General features: G+C 42.2%; 17 protein-coding genes and 1 tRNA gene. 9 read left to right on the top strand and 9 right to left on the bottom strand.

All coding sequences use genetic code 11. The annotated features are described in order from the left end of the window. The first annotated feature begins 223 nt into the window (after positions 1-223). The 4 genes from ychF (at position 224) to FQV37_RS01035 (ending at position 4,451) form a co-directional block, all read left to right on the top strand. The gene (gene ychF / locus FQV37_RS01050; RefSeq protein WP_160020934.1) at positions 224-1,315 is read left to right on the top strand and encodes a redox-regulated ATPase YchF; all 1,092 of its coding nucleotides are present in this window, start codon (positions 224-226) and stop codon (positions 1,313-1,315) included. A 128-nt stretch (positions 1,316-1,443) separates the two neighbouring features. Continuing rightward, entirely contained in the window at positions 1,444-1,977 is a 534-nt protein-coding gene (locus FQV37_RS01045) for a hypothetical protein (RefSeq protein ID WP_160020933.1), read from the top strand. A 273-nt stretch (positions 1,978-2,250) separates the two neighbouring features. Next, positions 2,251-3,666, top strand: a complete 1,416-nt coding sequence (locus FQV37_RS01040; protein ID WP_160020932.1) for a deoxyguanosinetriphosphate triphosphohydrolase — start codon at positions 2,251-2,253, stop codon at positions 3,664-3,666. A gap of 104 nt (positions 3,667-3,770) precedes the next feature. Beyond that, positions 3,771-4,451: a TetR family transcriptional regulator gene (locus FQV37_RS01035; protein ID WP_057759356.1), complete on the top strand. Its 681-nt coding sequence runs from the start codon at positions 3,771-3,773 to the stop codon at positions 4,449-4,451. Between the two features lie 21 nt (positions 4,452-4,472). Here FQV37_RS01035 and gspK read toward each other — a convergent pair whose 3' ends face one another. From gspK to FQV37_RS01005, 6 genes are all read right to left on the bottom strand, one after another. Beyond that, positions 4,473-5,540 (bottom strand): type II secretion system minor pseudopilin GspK, encoded by a 1,068-nt coding sequence (gene gspK / locus FQV37_RS01030; RefSeq protein WP_240990903.1) that lies wholly within the window; start codon positions 5,538-5,540, stop codon positions 4,473-4,475. Between the two features lie 48 nt (positions 5,541-5,588). Continuing rightward, positions 5,589-6,449: a type II secretion system protein GspJ gene (locus FQV37_RS01025; RefSeq protein ID WP_160020931.1), complete on the bottom strand. Its 861-nt coding sequence runs from the start codon at positions 6,447-6,449 to the stop codon at positions 5,589-5,591. Further along, complete coding sequence (gene gspI, locus FQV37_RS01020; protein ID WP_227679206.1) at positions 6,446-6,916, bottom strand: type II secretion system minor pseudopilin GspI; 471 nt, start codon at positions 6,914-6,916, stop codon at positions 6,446-6,448. The genes FQV37_RS01025 and gspI overlap by 4 nt, the downstream gene beginning before the upstream one ends. Before the next feature lie 38 nt (positions 6,917-6,954). Then, positions 6,955-7,584, bottom strand: coding sequence for a prepilin-type cleavage/methylation domain-containing protein (locus tag FQV37_RS01015; protein ID WP_240990902.1), 630 nt, complete (start codon positions 7,582-7,584; stop codon positions 6,955-6,957). A 353-nt stretch (positions 7,585-7,937) separates the two neighbouring features. Further along, a complete protein-coding gene (locus tag FQV37_RS01010) occupies positions 7,938-8,621 on the bottom strand; it encodes a TetR/AcrR family transcriptional regulator (RefSeq protein ID WP_160020929.1) in 684 nt (227 codons plus the stop codon). 233 nt (positions 8,622-8,854) lie between these two features. Next, complete coding sequence (locus tag FQV37_RS01005) at positions 8,855-9,643, bottom strand: TatD family hydrolase (RefSeq protein WP_160020928.1); 789 nt, start codon at positions 9,641-9,643, stop codon at positions 8,855-8,857. 253 nt (positions 9,644-9,896) lie between these two features. Here FQV37_RS01005 and FQV37_RS01000 point away from each other — a divergent pair, with 253 nt between their 5' ends. Continuing rightward, positions 9,897-10,562 carry an acyltransferase gene (locus FQV37_RS01000; protein ID WP_102094914.1) on the top strand — a complete coding sequence of 222 codons (666 nt, stop codon included), beginning with the start codon at positions 9,897-9,899 and terminating at the stop codon, positions 10,560-10,562. A 21-nt stretch (positions 10,563-10,583) separates the two neighbouring features. On the opposite strand, the gene tfpB is transcribed toward FQV37_RS01000, so the two are convergent. After that, positions 10,584-12,371, bottom strand: coding sequence for a type IV pilus assembly ATPase TfpB (gene tfpB / locus FQV37_RS00995; RefSeq protein ID WP_160020927.1), 1,788 nt, complete (start codon positions 12,369-12,371; stop codon positions 10,584-10,586). Positions 12,372-12,430: 59 nt separating this feature from the next. Further along, positions 12,431-13,300 (bottom strand): tRNA (N6-threonylcarbamoyladenosine(37)-N6)-methyltransferase TrmO, encoded by an 870-nt coding sequence (gene tsaA / locus FQV37_RS00990; RefSeq protein WP_160020926.1) that lies wholly within the window; start codon positions 13,298-13,300, stop codon positions 12,431-12,433. Positions 13,301-13,726: 426 nt separating this feature from the next. Here tsaA and FQV37_RS00985 point away from each other — a divergent pair, with 426 nt between their 5' ends. Together FQV37_RS00985 and FQV37_RS00980 are read left to right on the top strand one after the other, a co-directional pair. Further along, a complete protein-coding gene (locus tag FQV37_RS00985) occupies positions 13,727-14,500 on the top strand; it encodes a ferredoxin--NADP reductase (RefSeq protein ID WP_057759345.1) in 774 nt (257 codons plus the stop codon). A 152-nt stretch (positions 14,501-14,652) separates the two neighbouring features. Further along, positions 14,653-14,739, top strand: a tRNA-Leu gene (locus tag FQV37_RS00980). Between the two features lie 83 nt (positions 14,740-14,822). Here FQV37_RS00980 and FQV37_RS00975 read toward each other — a convergent pair. Further along, positions 14,823-15,068, bottom strand: coding sequence for a hypothetical protein (locus FQV37_RS00975; RefSeq protein ID WP_057759343.1), 246 nt, complete (start codon positions 15,066-15,068; stop codon positions 14,823-14,825). A gap of 507 nt (positions 15,069-15,575) precedes the next feature. On the opposite strand from FQV37_RS00975, the gene dinB reads away from it, so the two are divergent. Further along, positions 15,576-16,661, top strand: coding sequence for a DNA polymerase IV (dinB, locus tag FQV37_RS00970; protein ID WP_160020925.1), 1,086 nt, complete (start codon positions 15,576-15,578; stop codon positions 16,659-16,661). A gap of 167 nt (positions 16,662-16,828) precedes the next feature. Further along, positions 16,829-18,031, top strand: a complete 1,203-nt coding sequence (gene queA / locus FQV37_RS00965; RefSeq protein WP_160020924.1) for a tRNA preQ1(34) S-adenosylmethionine ribosyltransferase-isomerase QueA — start codon at positions 16,829-16,831, stop codon at positions 18,029-18,031. Positions 18,032-18,124: the final 93 nt, after the last annotated feature.

The following is an 18,124-nucleotide window of genomic DNA, read 5'->3' as shown; positions in this document are numbered from 1 at the left end:
AAGCTATGTGTCACTCGTATTGATTCGCCTTATTCATTTTTAAGCTCCTAATATGACCTACTTTTATCATAAAGCTGCGTATTATCATCGAGTAAAAACCTGAGCATATACCGTAACAACCTCACCCCTATTCGGGTAAATTTGCTACAATGTGCCCAATTTTGATTTATCATTTAACCAAACTTTATACCAACTGATTTTATTAATACATTGAGAGAATGTTATGGGTTTTAATTGCGGCATCGTCGGCCTACCGAACGTGGGTAAATCCACCTTGTTTAATGCGTTGACCAAAGCGGGTATCGCCGCTGAAAACTTTCCATTTTGTACCAAAGATCCCAACACGGGTATCGTACCAGTACCAGACCCACGCCTAAAACAACTGGCTGACATCGTCAATCCTGAGCGCGTATTACCAACGACCATGGAGTTTGTTGATATCGCAGGTTTGGTCGCAGGCGCGTCGAAAGGCGAAGGCATGGGTAACCAGTTCCTAGCCAACATCCGTGAGACCGATGCGATTGCTCACGTTGTACGCTGTTTTGATGATGACAACGTCGTCCACGTTGATGGCCGCGTTAGCCCGATTGATGATATCGAAACCATCAACACTGAACTGGCACTTGCAGATTTAGAAGCTGTTGATCGCGCAATCCACAACCAAACCAAAAAGGCTAAAGGTGGTGATAAGGACGCGCAAGCATTGCTTAATGTGTTCAAAAAAGTTGAACCATTATTAGCAGAAGGTAAAGCGGCTCGTGCTGCTAACCTAGACGCTGATGAGAAAAAACTGATCAGAAGCTACGGTTTAATCACCCTAAAGCCAACCATGTATATCGCTAACGTCGCTGAGGATGGTTTTGAAAATAATCCATATCTTGACGCAGTGCGCGACTATGCCACTGGTGAAGATTCTATCGTCATCGCACTATGTAACCAAATCGAAGCTGAAATTGCTCAGCTTGATGAAGAAGACAAAAAAGACTTTTTGGCTGAAATGGACATGGAGGAAGCCGGTCTAGATCAAGTCATTCGTGGTGGTTATGATTTGCTTGATATGCAGACTTACTTTACCGCTGGTGTCAAAGAAGTTCGCGCATGGACTGTCGCTATTGGTGCGACAGCGCCGCAAGCAGCTGGCGTAATTCATACTGATTTTGAGCGCGGCTTTATTCGCGCTGAGGTCATTGCTTATGACGACTTTATCGAATACAACGGTGAAAAAGGCGCTGCTGCTGCTGGTAAATCGCGTCTAGAAGGTAAAACTTACATCGTACAAGATGGCGACGTAATGCACTTTAGATTTAACGTGTAACTTTAAATAGTATAGCTTGTTTAAAGTTAATTAGCCGATGTTGGATATTCTCCATCATCGGCTTTATTTTATATATTAAATGTTATATTATAACATATCTTTATTTTGCTTATTTGAGGACTTATATTATGGCGGCTTATTTTTCTAAACTTGCAGGTATTACTATACTAGGTAGTGTGATAGCAGGCTCTTTACTGGGCTGTCAGCCGAACAACGATACCGATGCAGTGGTATCTGAAGGAGCACCAGTAGATAATCACGCCGAACATAAACCAGGTCATGAGATGCATGACGATAAAGAGCATGAAGAGCACGGCCACGAAGAACATACGCACGCAGGTCACGATCATGAAGCACACGCCAGCAACAGCACTCCTTTCTCTTGTGAGCCTACTGCTACTATCGGCGTTTCTTATCATAGCGACAGTACACCACAGACAGCGCATTTGCTCATCGATGGTATCGAATACGATTTAACAGCTGCCGCTGATAGTGAAACTGATGTTGATAAAAACATCTATACTAGCGATATTGGATTAGACGATACCCACGGCATCATATGGCAAGTAAATGGAGACAAAGCGACATTGCTCAATAAAACACTCGATAGCGATGTAGCTATCGACAAGGAAGACGTAATTTTTAACTGTCAAAAGTCTTAATATAGTTGATTCCATATAATTTGGATACAAGCAAGGCGAGTGAAGTTACTACCAGTAGTAGGCTAAGCAAGACTGACACCGTATCCAATTTATAGGGCATTAACTCTAGTCAAAGAAGTCTAAAACGGGTACAAGGTAGCCGACTGCAGATTGTAAAAATAGTACCTCTAAGGAGGGTAACACGGTAGCCGTTTAGTAGTTCTCTGACTATATAGCTGTACCAAGGGCGCTATTTTGCTATGCTAGAGGCTCCCTTGGTTCCGGATGTTTAATATGCTAATTACACCAACCTCTTTGCCGTCCCCTACCACACAATGGTCACATCTTCTCAACTCACAACGTCTTGGTGCTTCCAAAAAATTTAACGCCAATACCAGTACTCGCTCTCAGTTTCATAAAGACTATGACAGACTGGTATTTTCCCACTCTTTTCGCCAGTTAAATCAGAAAACCCAAGTCCATCCACTGACCAATCAGCTCGGTATTCATACGCGCCTGACTCACTCGCTAGAAGTGTCTTCTATTGGTCGCTCTTTGGGAATGATGGCTGCCGAAAAAATCCATGACGCATTAGGTAGCGGCCTACCAGCAGGAGTTTTACCTGCAGACGTCGGTGTGATCGTACAAGCAGCTTGTCTTGCTCACGATATTGGCAATCCGCCTTTTGGTCACGCTGGAGAGTATGCGATTCGTGATTGGTTTAGGCAGCCTGAGCCGCAAGCGATTTTGCAAAATTTAAGCAGCAACGAGCGATTAGACTTACTGGCATACGAGGGTAATGCTCAAGGATTTCGCCTATTGGCACGTAATGAACATCACCCTGATAAGGGCGGTATGCGGCTCACCTGTGCCACGCTAGGCGCCTTTATGAAGTATCCGTGGTTGGCGACTCACAGCAATGATGTCAATGACAACCATTATACCGTGCAGAAATTTGGCTGCTTTTATAGTGAGGCGTCTCAATTGGAGGAATTAGCTGCGTGTTTGCATTTGCCACGCTCAGAGCAACACGATGGCTTTGCGCGCCATCCATTGGCTTACCTGCTAGAAGCAGCAGATGACATCTGTTATGCGCTAATCGATTTAGAAGATGGCATCCATCTGAATATGCTAACCTATAGCGAAGTCGCCACGATATTTTATGAGCTGATTGGTGAACGTCCAAGTAGCGTAAACTTGCCAGCGCATATGTCTGTCAGACAAAGTCTTGCCTCCCTGCGGGCACGAGCCATGATGCGTTTGGTCAATACCGTCACCGATGTTTTTGTAGCCAACAGTGATGCATTGCTAGCTGGCACATTACAAGGCAGCCTATTTGCCCATTGCGATACCAGCGTACAGAATGGTATCAATCAAGCTAAGCAGCTGGCACGCGAAAAAATATTTAACCATCCGAGCAAAGTAAGAATGGAGCTAATGGCCAATCAATGCCTGCATAGCCTATTGAATGCCTTTATGCCGCTCGCTTGGACTGGATCTCAAACTACAACCATGCAGCCGCCGATGTCTTTTGAGCAGCAACGTCTGTTAAGATTACTACAGCCCCATCTTGACGAACATCGCCGCATCTTGTCTGACGATATCTATCATAATGTCTTAAATATTTTGGATTTTATTACAGGTATGAATGACCACGAAGCATATCGACTGGCGCAAGAATTGCAGGGTCATTGGGGCACAGTGGTTTAAAAGACCAGTGCAGGCTTAGTAAATTAACATGAATGGCGTATTTCAGTCGTATTTATGCGTTGAAATGAGTATGATAAACACCTACCGGACAATTTTGAAATATTATGAGCAGTCGCGAACAAAAAAAACTTCAAACTCGGCACGCCTTTTTTAATGCTGTGCTCGATTTATGTATGACAGGGCAATCTTTTAGCTCTATCAGTCTCAGACAAGTAACACGCGAGGTTGGCGTTGTGCCGACTGCGTTTTATCGCCATTTTGATGATATGGAGTCACTCGGGCGCGCTTTGGTCATTGAGGAATTGGGCGGTACGTTGGCCACGTTAAGTGATAGCCTGCAGATTGGACGTAAACGTAGTTTCGATCGTCAAATCGCAAAAAGTATTCAGCTATTCTTGTATATGGTCAGCGATCAGCCTTATTACTGGCAGTTCTTGGTCAGTGAGCGTTATGGTGGATCAGAAGCAGTACGCAAAGCCATCAATGAGTTGATTAAGATACATGCTCAAGGGTTGGCCGACGACTTAGCGTTGCAGCCAGCGTTTACCCATATCAACGCTTATGACCGTCGTCTATTGGCTGAAGCTGGTGTGAATATGTTCTTTTCTTGGATTATTGATTGGCTAGAGCTGACCTATACAGAAGATCATGATGATGAAATTGATCTAAACGAAATTGAAGAGAACAAACAGCTAATGCTACATAACTGCACTCGTCAAGCACAGATGCTTTTTTACGGGGCATATAATTGGAAGTCTAGCGAAGAAACACGCTTAAAAGACTAAATACGATCTCAATACCATCTGCTAAAAGCTCGGACGAAATGCCCATAGTCGCTGTGTCACTACTTTGACTTCCTTGGGCATTTTACCGTTTGCCTCACTACTGTCAGCGGCCTGATTATCATTAGCTGTCTGACTGTTATTAACTGCTTGATTATTATCAACGACAGTTTTACTAATCAAGACTGTGGCAAAACGCTCTCTAGCTTGACCGACAGTTGCATTATCAGTCGCTGTGATAAGCGCCATAAATGCTTGGCTATCAACGGCAAGCATTGGTGTTAAGGCTTTTCGTTGCTCATCATTTAGACTGCCGAATATCGGTAATTGCCATACTGTATCAATAGACGCCAGCGCCTGCTGTGCGCGCATATCTACCAGTGATTGCATCTGTTGGCTGTTAGCATTATCAACTAGTGCGGCTAACAATACAGGACTGGCAGTATTGATATTAATCGGCACATAATAAGGCACTGCGGTAAGATAAGGCCGTAATACTGCTAATGTCTCAGCGCTTACCCCCGTCACTTCTAGTAGCTGATCGATACTGACAAAAGGCTGATTTGGCAGAGCATCTGTTGCTACAGCATTTGATTGCTGCGCATATACCGTACTTTCATCACCGCCATCTTGGTATACCTCACCGTCTGCATCTTGCCAATCAAGTATAGCAATAGCAATATCAGGCTCTAGATTTAGTTGCGTGAGTAGTCGTTGGAATACTGCTAAAGCAGTGGTGTTGGCTGACCCATCTTGATTCAAGTTATTAATGTTAAAACGACCAGACTCATCGCGTAGCTCGATGCTGACACTGTGACTAGCCAATGTATAAGGTGGTATAGGCTGTGCCCAGATATCTTGCGCACTATCCGTATCATTGAGGTTGCTATCAGCGCGAATCATCGTCACTGCCAACTGTTGACCTGCATCGATATCTTGCAGCAATTGATTCTGATCGAATAACAGACCACTACGCCTAATTGCAATTTTTTGGCTAGCAAGCATCGACCCTGCAACCACAGTAATACTCACTACCAATAATAAGATAGTCAACAGTGCAACACCGCGTTGAGAGTTCGCAGTCATCGACATACATAACCTTTGTTATTGAGCAATTGATGCATTTTAACTACTACCTTCTCAATTATTCGTTCTCGCACTACTATTATTGTCACTACCATCACTACCGCTGTTGTCATTATTAGCATTATCATTGCTGCTACTATCTGTGTTATTGACTGTGCTTTGACTATTGCTATGCGATATCGGTTGCGGGGCGAGTGCCCATTGCCAAGTGATTGGCATATCTTGGTATGTAAAGCTAACCGCGACTCCTTTCGGCAATAAAACAGCTGTGGGCTTAGGACTCCCTGTATTCGCTGATTGTCTCACCGCTGTATTTATACTACCGCCACTGTTAGCGTCATCGCTCGGAAACTTGGTACTTAGCTCTGGTAGATAAGCTTGCCAGCTTCCTGCTGTGACACCTTCGAGCAATACGCTGTCTAAGCTGACGCTGTCACGCCCGCCTTCCATACTGGTATACTGGCGACGTATCAAACGCTCATCTGCAAAAATATATTCGATACGTTGGAGGCTATTGCTATTCTGATATCGTGGATCAGGATCGGCAAAGCGTACAAAGCTGACATGCTCGCCATCTAAGCTCATAAAGGGCTCAGGCGCTATTTTATTTATTTGTCCGTTTATTTGCTCGCTTGATTGAGGTTTGTTGTTCGTATTACTACTATCGCTTGGACTGTTATTCGCCGCACTGACACTTTGAGTAGTCGACGCTTGATAAGGGATAATTTGACCCATGTCTTGCTGTAACTGTAAATAAGCGTACTGCAAGACAGCCAGATTGTCAGCATGGAATTGTGCGCGCTCACGAGCACGGTTGACCCCATCAAATACCTGCCAGCCTGCAACGGCTAGCATCGCAAATATTGCCATGGCAACCATTAGCTCAAGTAATGTGAAACCACGCTGATGCCTCACAGACCGCCCCCGACCTGCTCGCTATTACCTATTGTGTTTAGACCACTTAAATCCAGACTGCCCGTATCTTGCTCAGCATTACTTAGCATCACAGTGATATCAGTGACCGACGTGCGTGTCTGTCCATCTATAATAGGCGAAACTGCGATATTTACTTCTTTTAAGGCAGGTGTGATGGCGTCACCGACTGTCATTGCTATTTGCCAATCACGTCCTTGTGCATTAACGGTTTGGGTGCGGTTGGCTGTCAGCCACGTCTCTTGAATACGTAAATCAGCGGCGGCATTTTGGGCAACGAAGTGAGCAAGCGTACGAGTACGCAATATATCAACTGAGCTAAGATATGCACTACTGGCACGGCTCGCCGCGACGGCTACCACTGCCAAAATAGCCAAAGCAACCATCACTTCGATAAGGGTAAAGCCGCTCTCGCGCCCAGACTTGAATGATATAGATTTTAGTGACATAGGCTGGCTTGTCATAGAAGGTTTATATAATTTAGTCACTATAACCCCTGTCCGATTCGCATGCTGCCATTTGGCATTATCGTAATTACTTCGCCCACTAAACGCGAATCGTGAAGCACTTCAATGGTGACAGGCGTTGCTTGTCCTGTACCAAACCACAATACCTGCGGTACGTTTTGATCTCTAAACCAAGGCTGTAAGGTTTGTGTTCGTCCCGGGTTTTGTAAACCGCTAGAATCCAAACTTTGAACTCTGATACTTACGCCAGTGGGCAGCTTAGGCAAGCTAACACCTGACTCGATTTCCCAACTTGGCGTTGGTTTTTGCTCATCATTAGAGCCTGATAAACTAGTCACCTCTGCCGACAGCTCCATGGCATTCTTAGGCTGACTGTCGGTACTATCTGACATCATCGCCGTTGTCTGATACGCAACATATGGATTTGATAGGGTAACGATGACCGGCTCTACTTGACCTTGCTTATCTGCCTGCATACGCATACCCATTGGTTGCATACGTTCAGCCGATAATAAGCGAACGTAGCTTAACGAATCGGTAAGATGCTCATAAAAAGCGCGGTTTTTGCGGGCTTCACTGCTACCGACAGACAAACTCATTATGCCAGCAAATATAGACAAGATAACGACTACCACCACGATTTCTACCAATGTGAAACCAATCTGTGTCCGACTGTTTATTGGTGAGACTGATGATAAGTGATGAGTATCAGTTGATATGGAGACACAGCTACAACAATGGTCTACAGGACTGATATGGAAACAACTTGATCGAGTCATTTGACTAATTAAAGTAAAAGAGCAAGTAGCCGCTGAACTGGACTGCGTCTTAACACTGACCGGCATATTGCACCTATAAGTCCGATTTTAATTATCGCAGAATGAGAAAGGAGGTTTGAGTAATATTAGAAGATATGTGAATTAATACTGCAAACCGTGCTGCAATAGTAACCATCACAGCACGATCTATTAAAACCAAGAAAGGTACTCTACCAATAACTACTTTAATAGTTGGTATTGCGATGCTCTTCTGACTCAGTATCGATTTGCTCGACCAGCTCCTGCATGTCTTCATCCATGACCTCTTCATCATCAGCAGGATAATGACTTGGTAACTCTAGTACTTGTCGAACAAACGCCACTCGTAACGTATCACGGCGACCCAAGTAACGCTGATAAAAACTTGAGTTCAATAGCCCTGCGCCGCCCTGCCCAATGGCCCAGATAGATGATAAATAATCACGCGTACTCAAATTACTGTGTTCGTCCTTTAGATAAGCACTGATGATATCAATCAAACGCTTCATGCGCTGGCGACGGATATCATATAACTCACCAAACAAGCGGTTCAGACCTGTGACCGATGCTGCCAAACGCTCTTCGATTTGGTTCAATAGCATGGCTTTTTGCGGATTGAATAACTGCTGGAAAATCATGCGGGCAACGCCTGCCGACGGGCAGTCATCAATACGGTTAATCTCAAACAATTGCTCTTCGTAACGAATAATAATACGCAGATAAAGCTCATCTTTACTGGAGAAATGCTTGTACAGGGTGCCTTTAGCCAAATCGAGCTGATCTGCCAAACTGTCTAAAGTGATATCACCATCGCCTGACTCAAGTAGCAATTGTTCTGCCATCGCTAAGATGTTCTCTTCTCGTGCCTTGAACTGGTGCTGACGACTCATAATCTCTCCTAAAACATGACAAGATTAAGCATATGACCATCAATTATGTGCGTACATTTGGCAATGAGCGTATAAAACTATACAAGAACTGCTGAAATACCATAAAAGGGATATGCTTATATTTACAAATAATCATTGATAATCATATAGTTACGTTTAGTAAATTAAATACTAAAGGGGATTTAACTATAAGACTATCACATAAATGACTGACTGGTCATAGCATAACCATTTTAGCGATACTGTGCCAGTAAATTTTCAAAGTTTTTTGCGGTTAATGCTCCGACCTCGTTACTATCACAACCATACATATCTGCGATGAAACTGGCGACGTAGGGTACGTAGGCAGGCTCATTGGGACGACCACGCTTAGGCACAGGCGCCAAATATGGACTGTCGGTCTCAATCAAGATTCTGTCTCTAGGCATGTGCCTTGCAGCGTCTTGGATATTTTGGGCACTTTTAAAGCTAATAATACCTGAGAAAGAGATATAAAATCCTAAATCTAAAGCACGTTTTGCGGTCTCCCAGTCTTCAGTGAAGCAATGAATAATACCATGCTCAGCACCTTCACTTTTTAAGATATCGAGCGTATCTTCTTTTGCATCGCGCATATGTATGACAAGTGGTTTTTTTAGTTGCTGACTGGCATGGATATGACGTGCAAGACTGGCTTGCTGCTCTTTTTTATTTTCTGTAGACCAGTAGTAATCCAGCCCTGTCTCGCCTATTGCCCATACATGGTCTTTATCAGCAGTCTCTATTAGGCGCTCAACCGTCGCTGATTTCAGTATATCAATATCTTCACAAGGATGAATCCCTACACTCATCCCTAGATTTAATGTCTCGTCACCATAGGTGCTCACAATATTGGCAATCTCATCATATTCTGCAAAATCACACATGATCGCCATCGCACGGGTAACATTAGCAGTTTTCATGGCGTCAATCGCGCCAGATAATTTACCATCGTATTTCGTCAAATCTAAACGGTTAAGGTGACAATGAGTATCTGTAAACATAAATAATCTCGTTTTTATAACTTATTAATTAAAAGTATGGGAATTAAAATTTAAATCTTATTTGCATTGGTTGCTGTGAAGGAATCTGTTTTCAAGTATCGTTTAACGGTACACTACATTAATAGCTATCAAAAATACTCTAAATAGAATTTATTCTAAATAAATGGATGATACGAGCTTAGTCGATACGTCATAACAGTCTTTTAAAAACCGAAGCTTTAAAACCTTTATTACCTCTCATAAGTGCCATAATATGAATCATAAAAAAACTATCACTTTACCGCATATATTCAAAACATTGTTACCGAAGCAACTCTATAGACAACGGTTTTTACTACAAGATAAAGGCCATAGTAATTACATTGAAATAGCTAACGACGTACGTATCATTGGCAACTCCACAATTACCATTCGTAAAGGTGATAACAATCGAATTACCATTGGTAGTCATGGGAAACTTAATAAATTAAAAATCGACATTAATGGTAATCACAATCAAGTCACTATCGCAGAACATGTTAAATTCTCTGGTCAATTATTAGTCGTTGGTAATCATTTACGCATTCATATTGGTGAGCATACCACTGCCATTGATTGCTATATCTTGGCACGTGACAAGAGTGTAACCATTGGTAAGTCTTGCATGATATCGCGTGGTATTGAAATTCGCGCTACCGATGTGCACAAGGTCTACGATATAGATACTAACGTACGAGTGAACAAAGCACATTCTGATGTCATTCTAGGAGATCATATTTGGATTGCGGCTAATGTGACTATTTCAAAAAACGTCTCTATCGCTGATGGATGTATCATCGCAGCAGGTGCCTTCGTCAATAAACCAGTCACTATACCAAACTGTATGGTAGCAGGCACACCAGCAAAAATCATTCGCCAAAACGTACGTTGGGAACGCTAAACACGACTTCAAATACAATAGTTAATTAAGAGGCACGACTCGCATCACCTCTTCTATGGTTGTCACGCCTTCACTAATACGTTTTGCCCCTGATAAACGCAATGGCTGTAGACCTTCGCGATAAGCTTGTTGTTTGAGTACATCTAAGTTTGTATCGGCTGCGACCAGTTTTTTTAATTCGTTAGACAACGGCATAATCTCGTATAGGCCGACTCGTCCCTGATAACCAGTATGTCGACAATGCTCGCAGCCTTGAGCCATATAAATTTGTGCTGGGGCAGGCGCACGCCAAGGTTGTACCAACTCCTGCCATTGAATGGCAACCTCGCTATCTGGCACAACTTCTACTGCTTTTTTGCAATGCGAGCATAGCGTACGTAACAAGCGCTGTGCCATTACGCCTAAGATAGTTGCTGATGTCAAAAATGGCTGAATACCCAAATCATGCAAGCGAGTGATTGAACTTGGCGCATCGTTAGTATGTAGTGTCGAGAGCACTAAATGCCCTGTTAATGAGGCTTGTACTGCCATATTGGCTGTTTCGGCATCACGAATCTCCCCCACCATAATAATATCAGGATCTTGACGCATCAAAGAGCGAATGCCGTCAGCAAAGTTTAAATCGACACCTGGATTTACTTGCATTTGGTTAAATGCAGGTTCAATCATTTCAATAGGATCTTCAATGGTACAGACGTTGACTTGTTCAGTCGCTAACTGCTTGAGGGTACTATATAAGGTCGTGGTCTTACCCGAACCTGTAGGCCCGGTGACCAAAATAATCCCGTTTGGATGAGCAGTCAACTCATGCCACGTTTCAAGCTGTTTGCCGGATAGACCAAGCTGAGCAAAGGAGCGCACCAGTACTTCAGGATCGAACACCCGCATGACCAACTTTTCACCAAAAGCGGTTGGCATAGTCGATAAACGAAGCTCTGTCTCTAGTCCTTTCGGCGTTCGCGTCTTTAAACGGCCATCCTGCGGTTTTCGCTTTTCTGCAACATTTAGCCGCCCTAAAATTTTGATACGTGCGGTCACCGCGACAATGATTGCCAATGGCATCTCATATACCGTATGGAGCACACCATCAATTCGGAAGCGAACCTTACCTGTCTCACGACGTGGCTCTAAATGGATATCACTAGCTCGTTGCTCAAAGGCATATTGCAACAGCCAATCAACGACTCTGACGATATGCTGGTCATTGGCATCAGGGTTGGTATTGTCACCCAATTGCAATAATGCTTCGACATTGGTCACATCGGCAGCTGCACGCTTATGGACACTATTTGCGCCTGCAATCGCTTGGGTGACTTGATAGAACTCCTGACGGTAGCGTTTGATCTGCTCAGGATTGATATAGACCGTACGATAGCTTTTTGATTTGATTAATTTTTCAATACTTGAGTGCCAGTCAGTATAAAAAGGCTGATCCGTTCCAATAATCACTTCGTCTACAGCGACCTCAATCGGTAAAATATGCTGTGAACGTGCATATTCGAATGACATCAATTGTGTGACTGCAGGGACATCAACTTTTAGAGGGTCAATACGAACGAGAGACATGTCTGCTTTAGCCGCCAACCACTGATTGAGCCAAGCCAAAGTTAATTTATTTTCAGCGCTATTGTCCGTCGCATGGCCATTCGGCAAGCCAAATTCACTAATCGTTAGTAAAGGATGCTGCGCTTTGTCGCGGCGGCTAGTAATGACTAGGTTATAGCCGCGTTGGTCAATCACTTTATCTGCCAATAGCTCATCTAGACACCAGCGCAAATCAATCACTATCGAGTACTGTTGAGCAGACATATCTCTCTTCTTCTATTGTTTTAAAATGTGTTGTCAAAAATAATATCAATGCAAGCCAGCTATATTGCAACTACAGCAGCTATCTGTAGCTGTCCTGATGCTATCAACTGAAAACTCACATCAACGGATTTATAACGCATAATGAATGGTGTGGCTATCTCTGTCCGACGATAAGCTGGACGCGGGTCTTGGGCAATTAGCTCTTTAATAATGCTCATATCTGAGGCTATCAATTGACTTTGTATACGATGAATCGTAGACGCAACTGTCGCATTACTTAATCCAGTGTTTGCGTCTTTAATACTTGTATTATTGTTGCTTGTATCATTATGAGCATCACTAGGCTCGCCTGCGCTTACTAGCATCATAAACTGTTCGTTAGCAGCATCGGTCACGGTTACGTTTAATAATTCTGGAGCGGTTGGTGCGAATCCGCTCTCTGCTTGGATCAGCGCATCACTATAGGCCACATATGGCTTTATATCGATGATTGGCGTGCCATCTATCATATCAGCACCTTCGATAATCAATAATACACGACCTTGAATTATTTTGACTTGTTCGAGCTTGACAACAGATAGGCCTAGTCCTGAAGGACGATACATGCTTCGACTGGCAAACACCCCAATTTTTTGATTACCGCCCAATCTTGGTGGGCGTACTTGAACGCGAAAACTAGTACTGGTTTCATTGTTATTTTTATATCGATAATTATGATGAAACTGCCAACTTACCCATATATGACTAAACTTATCCAAACCATCAAATGCAGCTGGCGTATCATATGGCGCTAACATCTCAATGACACTAGTCAAAGCGACCAAGTTTGGCTGGCGCGGCGCACCGAATTTTTGCGAAAGCGGAGCACGATGATAGCCAATGACAGGAGCTTGATGGTAGTTATTTAACAGGGGATTCTCATCAAGCATATACCAACTCCAGTAATACAAAACTGCCCTGATAAGGCAGTTTTGCCAAATGATACAAAATTACTCACTAACGATATTCCATTTTATCATGCTAGACAAACACTGCTAGACGGATTTTTATTTTAAAGTTTGGTATTATGAGCAAGAAATTTGATGAGAGTCATTTACATTTGGGCGATATGACTGGTAATGCTGTCATCGTTGACGCAAATCTACTATGTCTAATGACGTAATAGCTGGCTATATATAAGCTGATAAACCAGCTGTACTGCGCTTATCCATCATTTACTCGTTCATAAAAATAGCAGTTTCGACAACGATCAAAAGACTGATACGTTTTTATAATGTTCAATTTAACATTGAAAATTCTGATTTAATACTTATTCAAACTTAACACACAAATAACAACTTATTAACGAGGACTTTATGTCAAAACTTCGCACCGAAACGGTCACAGAGGTTCATCACTGGAATGACTCTCTATTTAGTATCAAAACCACTCGTGACGATGGCTTGCGCTTTCGTAATGGCGAATTTGCGATGATTGGACTTGTTGTTGATGGCAAGCCACTATTACGCGCTTATTCAATTGCTAGCCCTAACTATGAAGATCATTTAGAATTCTTTTCTATTAAAGTTCAAGATGGTCCATTAACTTCGCGCTTACAGCATATCAAAGTAGGTGATGAGCTGTTAGTCAGTAAAAAACCAACGGGCACACTAGTATTGGACGATCTGCTACCAGGTAAGAACCTTTACATGCTCTCTACTGGTACTGGCCTTGCTCCTTTCTTGTCACTAGCACGTGATCCTGAAGTGTATGAGCGTTTTGACAAAATCATCTTAGTACATGGCGTACGTCATGTTCATGATTTGGCTTACCGTGAAATGTTTGAAAATGAGCTGCCTAATGATGAAATCTTTGGTGAATGGTATCGCGAAAAATTCATCTATTATCCAACCGTTACGCGTGAAGAGTTTAGAAACCAAGGTCGTGTCACTGATTTGATGAAATCAGGCAAATTGTTTGAAGATATTGGTTTACCGCCAATGAATAAGGATGATGACCGTGTCATGCTTTGTGGCAGTATGCCGTTTAATGCTGAGGTTTCTGCCATTTTAGATAACTTTGGCTTGACTGTTTCACCACGTATGGGTGTGCAAGCAGATTACGCAGTTGAGCGTGCCTTTGTCGGCTAGAATGATGCTATTTAGCATCATTAGAATAAATGAAAAATTGTATAAAATAATACTTGACGCATGTAAATAGGCTGCTATAATACGCAGCCTATACAGTCAACACTGTAGCCCAATTAGATAATATTTAGTCAATAGCTATTATCACCTAACATGCCAGTGTGATGGAATTGGTAGACATGACGGATTCAAAATCCGTTGCCTTTAAAAGCGTGTCGGTTCGAGTCCGACCACTGGTACCAATATTTAGTACAAATTAGCCTCCTTTATCGGAGGTTTTTTTGTGCTTATTATTTATATTTGTTTTAATAAATTCCGAGCTCGTTTATATCGATACTTCGAATGGCATAACAGCGCTTATCTTAATCGGTACCGCATAACTCCATGGCATGCCAGCACTACAATAAAAATATCCATCATTAAATGACACAATATAGGCGGTAAAATCATTACCACACTGATCCATCATCGCTTGTTCATCGCTTTCATCACAAACCGCGCACCATATATTTTCATCACCCCGCGCTAACATTGCTCGTGTTAAATCGCTCCCTTTTAATTCATGACTCATTATCAGCTCCTTAATTATCTTGAACTTTCTCATTACTATTTTTTTAGAAAGTTAATTTACCAGTACTCAATTCATAAGTTTGGTATGAGCTATAAACAATGTTTTATCAGGTAAATAAAATTCCTATAAAAAAACCATTTATTACTTTCATAACTATTAATTGTTTTGGTTAATATATTGTAAAACGATAGCATTAGAACTGTAACATATAATCATAATATTCATGATGTAAGGCAATAATATTCAGACAGGCGGTATGGAAAATCTGAAAAACTTAAGGTATGTACCATACAAAACATATATTAGTGAACATATGTTAACTAAGTTTAATTTATTAGTATTTTAACGCCATATATATCTGACTATTAACCTTACACTATATTTAATTATTGATATATAAATTATTCGCATATTGCCATATTTTTATGGTTCTATATTCGAAAAACCCCTTTACCGTTTAATAATCGATACTGAAATAAAAGTATTGAGTGATGTAAAATATTAATCATGAAAACTCCTACAGCATCCAATCCACGTAAAATCATTCATATAGATATGGATGCGTTTTATGCCAGTGTAGAACAACGTGACTTCCCAGAATTACGGGGCAAGCCACTAGTGGTTGGTGGAGATCCAAATGGTCGCGGTGTTGTAGCAGCGGCTAGCTATGAGGTACGTCAGTTTGGGGTGCGCTCAGCCATGTCTTGTTATGAGGCTCGCAAACGTTGTCCAGAAGTCATATTTGTTAGACCACGTTTTGAAATATATCGAGCTGTTAGCAGCGATATTCGCAATATCATGTACAGCTTAACGCCTCATGTTGAGCCATTATCGCTAGATGAAGCTTATCTCGATGTCACTGGTCTTACTGTACATAAAGGCTCAGCGACATTAATGGCCAACTGGTTAAGAACACAAATATTACAACATACAGGATTGACTGCTTCTGCTGGCGTGTCTTTCAACAAGATGTTGGCCAAGATTGCCTCTGACATCAACAAGCCTAACGGCACCGCTATTATCACGCCAGAAGACGCTGATGCTTTTATCAGCACACTACCTATTGAACGATTTCATGGGATAGGTAAAGCAACGGCAAGACGATTACATGCAATGGGCGTGACTAACGGTGCTGATCTACGCCGTATGTCAGCCGAAGTATTGATTGATGAGTTTGGTAAGCGAGGACAGTTTTATCATGATATCGCTCATGGTCGGGATGAACGCGCTGTCAAATCTGAGCGCCTGCATAAGTCTGTTGGTTCGGAGACTACTTTTAGAGAAAACCTAAACGATGACACGGCGTTACGTGTACAAATCTATGAACAAAACGCGGATGCCTTCGCGCAACTGCACAAAAAAAATCTCGTCGCTCATACTATAACGCTCAAGGTTAAGTATGCTGACTTTACTCAGATTACCCGTACACACACGCTAACCACCGCTTTTAGTAGTGCTGAATCTGCTCATTACTGGTTAGACAAGTTATTCTTAGATATTCCGCGCCAGCTCCCTATCCGATTAGTCGGGGTCACTTTTTCGTCATTGACACCTGCAGCTCAACTATTGCCTCAATTAAATTTATTTGAGTAAAATAAACAAAGACTAACGTAATAAACATGAGAACAGTTAAAAACTATTACTTTTGCTTAGGCTATTCAAATATATTTTGTGCACTTTGGCTACTTAGTAAAGCAACCTTTTATAGCAGTATTTCTGCTACAATTATGCCAAAATTTCTATCCATTTAAAGACTGATTATGACCAACGCTCACACTGCATCTTCCGATTCTAATGCCCCGCTTGATACCGATAACAATAGTGACGTCTTAGATTATCTAAGCGTGGAAGATTACGACTATGACCTACCAGATCGTTTGATTGCGCGATATCCATTAGCGCAGCGTTCTGCTTCAAAACTTTTGTACTTGCCTGCTCACACTGACACAAATGCTACGCCTGTAGAAGACTGTTTGTTTTCTGAGTTGCCTGATTTATTAGATGCTGGAGACCTGATTGTATTTAATGATACAAAGGTGATGAAGGCACGCCTATTTGGTCAAAAAGATACTGGCGGTAAACTTGAGGTTTTGATTGAGCGATTGGTTACTGTCTCAGACTTAGATATAACGACACTGCATTTAGAAGATTCAAATAATGAATCAGTCAACCAAGAACATATTGCTCTTTGCCATGTAAAAGCCAGCAAAGCACTGAAACTTGGTCAACGTTTTCAACTGGCCGATAGTCATATGAGTGGCGCGATGATTGGTCGTCAGGACAACTTGTTTATTTTAGCCTTTGATGCGCCAATTTTGCCTGATTTAGAACTTTACGGCGAGCTACCTATCCCGCCTTACTTTGAACGTCAGGCCGATGACACTGATAATACTCGTTATCAAACGGTGTTTCATGATCCCGCTAAGCTTGCAAGTGTCGCTGCACCGACAGCAAGTTTGCATTTCGATGACTTGGTGCTCAATAAGCTGGTGGAAAAAGGCATCAGTACTGCTTTTGTGACATTGCATGTTGGCGCTGGTACCTTTGCGCCAGTTAAAACAGACAATCTACTCAATCATACTATGCACAGTGAGTATGCACATCTGCCACAAGCAACTGCTGAGCTGATTAATCAGACGCATGCAAATGGCAATAAGGTTATTGCTATTGGTACCACGGTGACTCGCGTCCTTGAAACGGCGTATCAAAAAACAGCTATCAATGGGCAAGCACTTTCTAGCTGGTCAGGGGACACGGACATTTTTATTTATCCAGGGTTTAAATTCGGTGTCATTGATCGACTGTTAACAAACTTTCATTTACCCAAATCGACGTTGCTAATGTTGGTATCAGCTTTTTCTGGCAAAGCATCGATTGAACATGCCTATCATCATGCTATTGAAAAAGAATATCGATTCTTTAGCTATGGCGATGCTATGTTACTTGATAAGAAAACAAGCTAAACATTAAATAAACATTTATGCATTGGACGCAACAGTTGTGAAATAAACTGGTAAACTAAACCGTACTTTGTTATAACAGCAAAGATAACTTAT

It is taken from the genome of Psychrobacter nivimaris (genome assembly GCF_009812035.1).
In the GTDB taxonomy this organism is placed as follows: Bacteria; Pseudomonadota; Gammaproteobacteria; order Pseudomonadales; family Moraxellaceae; genus Psychrobacter; species Psychrobacter nivimaris.
This window is presented reverse-complemented; position numbering and strand designations above follow the sequence as displayed.